The following is a 6244-nucleotide window of genomic DNA, read 5'->3' as shown; positions in this document are numbered from 1 at the left end:
TTCGTGCACGGCGGCGCGACCGGCAGGCGGGCCAGTCGGCAGACGTCGCTGACGGCGAAGCCGCCCCGGTCGCACCGTCGGCCGGTTCCGCCCGTTCCTGTACTTTGGCCCGGGACGAACGCATGCGGAGACACCCGGGAGCGCCGGGCCGGGGTGCGGATCGGGGGCCACGGGTGCAACGGCTGAAGCGTGCCCTGTCCGCAGGGCTCGGTGGGATCGGTGCGCTGGCGCTGAGTGGCTGCCTCCTGTCGGACCCGGAGCCGCTCCTCGCCGGCTTCCGGATCTCGCAGGGCCGGGTCGAGGTGGTGTTCCCGCTCTGTCCCGGTGAGTCGGTCATCGGTGTGCGCGGGGCCGATGTGACCGGGAAGCGACGGGAGTTGTTCGGCGCCGCGGGCCCGGTCTCGGCCGAAGCCGCTGCCGGGAGGGTCGTGATCCTCGGAACGCCGGAGTCCGGAGATAGCGGCTGGGTGCCGCAGGGCTTCGCCGAGCGGACGGTCCACGAGGAACCGCCGGTCCTCCCGAAGCACCTGGAGATCGGCTACCGCTCGACCGCCGGCGCGGCCGGCGATGTGGCCGACACGGAGAAGGCCGCAGCAGCGGCGCCGGGTGCCGGCCAGTACTGGACCCACAAGGGCGCCCGCACCGCCGAGCAGATAGGCCGACAGCTCAAGTGCGCTACCGGGCCGGCTTTCTGAGGGCCGAATGGCCGGGGCGTCGTTTCCCGGCCGCCGGACGGCGTCCCGTTGCCGCGCCAGGGCTCGGTTGCTGCGCTCGTCCGGGCCGGCGGTGCCCGCCGGAACCGCTCACCCCGGCTCCCGCCCGCCGACGGCCGGCCACCCGGTGGCCCGGTCCGAGGTGGTTGGAGGGACCCGAGCAGGCCGAGGGCCTGGGCGCTCGAACCGCCGGGTTCGGCCCGGTGGACGATCAGCTGCTGCCCGGGAGCGTCGCTCGTGTCGAAGGCCGGGTGAGGGTCAGTGGGCCGAGGTCAGGGTGGAGGAGCGCTTGGCCGCCAGGGTTCTGCCGCACACGACGGGATGCCGGTTCTGTCGCGCGGGCAGACGTGAGGGACCGGGCGGCGTCGGCGAGGGCCGACCCGCTGGGAGGGGGTGACATCCGGACGGGTGATCATGGGGGCCTCCTCGGGGCGGATGCTTGGTGATCCGCCCCGCGCTGTGACCTCCTGTGACTGCCGCCGTCGGTCGACAGGAGTCGTTTCGTGAGGCCTCTGCCCGCTCTGGGCCCGCGCGTCGAGCGCGGGCTCGCCCAGCTGCTCGCCCAGGTGCTCGTACTGCTGCTGGTGCTGCCTTCCCTCGTGCTCCTCGGCGCGGGGCCGGCCTCCGCCCAGACCTGGGCGGTGGAGGGGCAGAACGTTCCCTCCGTCTTCGACTGCGATCACCTGTACTACAGCAACTTCCGTTCCGGCATGCAGTTCGCCAACGCCGCCGACGGCGCCGCGACCGTCCGCAACACGGTGATCAGCAAGCGGGTCGGCGCCGGCCTGCCGGACTACTGGTCGACGAACATGGCCATGGGCACCGACCCGGACACCGGCCGCGTCGCCGCCTTCTACTCCAGCTACACGACCTCGAACCTCAAGCTCTACAAGCATGTCTCCGGTACCGACACGGTGACCGACCAGATCGCCGGCGGAGCCACCCGGAACCTGCCCGGCGGCGTCAACTGGGGCGGGCTGGGCGCGAATCCGCGCACCGGCATGCTGTACGGCGCGCAGAACGGCGGCGCCCCGGTGCTGTTCGAGATGAACCTGGCGACGGGCGCCACCCGCACCTGGTCGCGCGGCAGCACCCTCACCTCCGTCCCGGCGAACGATCCGGTCTTCGCCTCCGGCACGCTCGTGCCCGACATCTTCGTCGACGTCGACGGCGGCGTGTACTACGGCATCGTCTACGCGGGCGCCACCTACGTCTACCGTCTCGACCCCGCGACCGGGACCACCGTGCAGGTGGTACGGGTGACCGGTGCCGGTGCGGGCAACGGCTTCAACAACTACGGCATGGCGTTCTTCGACGGTGCCGTGTACCTGGGGTACTACGGAGGCGCGCTGTACCGGGTCGACCCCCGCACCGGAGTCTCGGTCCAGGTGGCGGGCGGCAACGCGCAGGACAACCAGACCGGGCGGATCACCTCCGAGTCCGGCGGCAGCTGGCCGATCACCGACCTGGCGGGCTGCGCCGTCGCGCCGAACCTGACGTCGAGCCTGGTGGTCGCCAAGACGGCCGAGCCGCGCAGTGCCAGGCCCGGCGAGAGCGTCCGCTACACGCTCACCGTCCGCAACGACGGCGCGGTGCCGGTCACCGGCGCGGAGCTCGCCGACGACCTGGGCGGCGTGCTGGACGACGCGCTCTACAACGACGACGCCTCGGCCACCACCACCGGCCCCGGCGGCCCCGCGCCCCGGCCCGTCTACGACGCCGCCACCCGAACGCTGCGCTGGAACGGGGACGTCGGGGCCGGTGCCACGGTGACCATCACCTACTCGGTGCGGGTGGCCGCCCCGCCCGCCGGTGACGCCGTCCTGCGCAACACCGTCACCGTGCCCGGCAGCAACTGCGGCGAGCTGTCCACGGACCCCGCCTGCACGAGCACGGTCCCGCTCGCCCGCCTCGCGGTCCGCAAGTCCGCGTCGCCCGCCACTCCGCAGCCGGGGTCGGCCGTCACCTACACCGTCACGCTCACCAACGACGGCGAGGCCGACTGGACCGGGGCCACCCTGACCGACGACCTCACCGACGTGGTCGACGACGCCGTCTACAACGACGACGCCACCGCCCGCACCGCCGACGGCGCCACCGCAGGTACCGTGACCTACACTCCCGCCGACCGCACCCTGCGCTGGACGGGCACCGTCGCCCGGGGCTCCACGGTCACCGTCACGTACTCGGTGCGGATCGGCTCGCCGCCCGCCGGGAACAAGCGGCTCACCAACCGGGCCGTCGGCCCGGACGGCTCCAACTGCCCGGCGGGCGCCACGGATCCGGCCTGCGCGACGGACGAGAGCATCAGCGGGCTGGTCCTCGCCAAGAGCGTCTCCGCCACGTCCGCCAAGCCCGGCGACACCGTCACCTACACCGTCACGGCCGAGAACGCCGGCGGTGCGATCCGCACCGGGGTCACCGTCACCGACGACCTCTCCGGCCTGGTGGACGACGCCGACTACCGCGGCGACGCGGTCGCCCGCACCGGCGGCGCGCCGGCGCCCACCCAGCCGTCCTACGACGCCGGGACGTCCCGGCTGGCCTGGACCGGTGATCTCGCGCCCGGACAGCGGGTCGTCATCACCTACTCGGTGACGGTGCGGACACCGCCCACCGGTGACAGGGTGCTGCGCAACGCCGTCACCGGCCCCACGGACTCCAGTTGCCCGCCCGGCACCGCCGACCCCTCCTGCGGCACGGTGACCCCGCTGGCCTCCCTGACGATCGCCAAGACCGTCTCGGCCGGCACCGTCACGGCCGGCGAACGGCTGACCTGGACCGTCACCGTCACCAACACCGGCCGCGCCGCCTACCCCGGCGCCTCGTTCACCGACGACCTGACCGGCGTCCTGGACGACGCCGGCTGGGACGCCGTGGTGACCGCCACCTCCGGCACCACCGCGTTCGACCCGTCGGCCCGCCGCTTCGGCTGGCAGGGTGACGTCCCCACGGGCGCCGCCGTCACCGTCACCTACCGCGTCACCGTCGGCAGCCCGCCGGCGGGGGACAAGCGGCTGCGCAACGCCGTCACCGGCCCGGACGGCTCCAACTGCCCCGCGGGCGGCACCGATCCGTCCTGCGGCACGGAGACGACCGTCCGCTCGCTCAGGGTCGCCAAGAGCGGCACCCCGGACAACCCGAGGGCCGGCGACACCGTCAAGTACACCCTCACCGTCACCAACGACGGAACCGCGCCGTACCCCGGCGCCTCGTTCACCGACGACCTGACCGGGGTCCTCGACGACGCCGGCTGGGACGCCGCGGTGACCGCCACCTCCGGCACCGCGGCCTTCGACCCGGGCACCCGCGCCCTGACCTGGAACGGCGACCTGGCCGTCGGTGCCACCGCGACCGTCACCTACACCGTGACCGTCACCGGCGCCGGGGACAAGGTCCTGCGCAACACGGTCACCGCGGCCGACTCCAACTGTCCGCCCGGCTCCGCCGATCCCGCCTGCCGCTCGGTCATCCCCCGCCCCCTCCTGAGCGTCCGCAAGAGCGCCGCCCCCGCCTCCGCCAGACCCGGCGAGACCGTCACCTACACCCTCACCGTCACCAACTCCGCCACCGACGCCGACTACCGCGCCGCCACCGTCACCGACGACCTGACCGGGGTGCTGGACGACGCCGGCTGGAACGCCACGGCGAGCGCCACCTCCGGCAGCACCGCCTTCGACCCCGGCACGCGGATCCTCACCTGGAGCGGCGACGTCCCCCGCTCCGCCGCGGTCACCATCACCTACGGCGTGACCGTCGGCACCCCGCCCGCCGGTGACAAGGTGCTGCGCAACGCGGTCACCGGCCCGGCCGACTCCAGCTGTCCCCCCGCCGGTCCCGGCGCCCCGGCCGGCGCCGACCCGGCCTGCGGCACGGTGACCCCGGTCGCCACCCTGGCGATCGCCAAGACCGCCGTCCCGGCCGAGGCCCGGCCGGGCGAGCGGGTCACCTGGACCGTCACCGTCACCAGCACCGGGGAGGCGCCCTACCCCGGCGCCTCCTTCACCGACGACCTCACCGGCGTGCTCGACGACGCCACCTGGGACGACAGCGTGACGGCCTCCACCGGTACCGCCGTCTTCGACCCCGCCGCCCGACGGCTCGGCTGGACGGGGGACCTCGCCCGGGAGGCCTCCGCGACGGTCACCTACACCGCGACCGTCGCCCGGCCGCCCACCGGCGACCACCACCTGCGCAACGCGGTCACCGGCCCGGCCGGCAGCACCTGCCCGGCCGGCGGCACCGACCCCGCGTGCGCCACGGACACCCTGATCGCCCGGCTGGTCCTCACCAAGACCGCGGCCCCCACCTCCGGCGCCCGCCCCGGCGGGAAGGTCACCTGGACGGTCACCGCCGCCAACCCCGGCACCGCCCCCTACCCGGGCGCGTCGTTCACCGACGACCTGAGCGGGGTCCTGGACGACGCCGCCTGGAACGACGACGCGACGGCCACCCTCGGCAGCGTCGAGCGCCGCGCGGACCGGCTGCACTGGAGCGCGGACCTGCCCGCCGGCGCCCGCGCCACCGTCACCTACAGCGTGACCGTGGGCAGCCCGCCCGCCGGTGACAAGGTGCTGCGCAACGCCGTCACCGGCCCCGCCGACTCCACCTGCGAGGGCCTGTGCGCGGCCGAGACCCCCGTCGGCGAACTCCGGATCCAGAAGAGCGCGGACCCCGCCGCCCCCGTCCCCGGCGGCCGCGTCACCTACACGCTGCGCCTCACCAACCCCGGCACCGCCCCCTACACCGCGGCGGTCGTCCGCGACGACCTGAGCGGCGTGCTGGACGACGCCGTCCGGAACGACGACGCCCGGGCGAGCACCGGCACCCTCGACTACAGCGCGCCCGTCCTCACCTGGAGCGGCGACGTCGTCCCCGGCACCCCCGTGGTCATCACCTACAGCGTGACCGTGGGCAACCCGCCCGCCGGTGACAAGGTGCTGCGCAACGCCGTCACCGGCCCCGGCGACTCGACCTGCGAGGGGGCCTGCGGCACCGTCACGCCGCTGCCGGCCCTGCGGATCGACAAGCGCGGCGCGCCCAGGGACGTCGAGGCCGGGGACACCGTCACCTGGACCGTCACCGTCACCAACACCGGTGAGGCCCCCTACCCGGGCGCGTCGTTCACCGACGATCTGGGCGGGGTGCTGGACGACGCCGTCTGGAACGGTGACGCCCGGGCGAGCGTGGGCACCCTCGACTACAGCGCGCCCGTCCTGACCTGGACCGGCACCCTGCCCGCCGGGGCGACGGCCACCGTCACCTACTCCGTCACCGCCACCCTCGCCGGTGACCGGCGACTGGCCAACAGCGTCACCGCCACCGGCTCCAACTGCGCTCCCGGCTCCACCGACCCCGCCTGCCGGGACCTCCTGCCCGCCCCCCTGCTGCTGGTTCGCAAGACCGCGCAGCCCGCCGTCGCCACCCCCGGCGGCGCCGTCACCTGGACCGTCACCGTCACCAACACCGGTGAGGCCCCCTACCCGGGCGCGTCGTTCACCGACGATCTGGGCGGGGTGCTGGACGACGCC

Annotated in this window: 2 protein-coding genes; both read left to right on the top strand. The window is 74.6% G+C overall.

What is annotated here, in order from left to right; all coding sequences use genetic code 11:
- The coding region (locus ACFCX4_RS30590) for a hypothetical protein (protein ID WP_376149485.1) at window positions 1-695 on the top strand (695 nt) is incomplete at its 5' end.
- Between the two features lie 521 nt (window positions 696-1216).
- The coding region (locus ACFCX4_RS30585; protein WP_376149482.1) for a hypothetical protein at window positions 1217-6244 on the top strand (5028 nt) is incomplete at its 3' end.

Source organism: Kitasatospora sp. NPDC056327, assembly GCF_042261735.1.
In the GTDB taxonomy this organism is placed as follows: Bacteria; Actinomycetota; Actinomycetes; order Streptomycetales; family Streptomycetaceae; genus Kitasatospora.
This window is presented reverse-complemented; position numbering and strand designations above follow the sequence as displayed.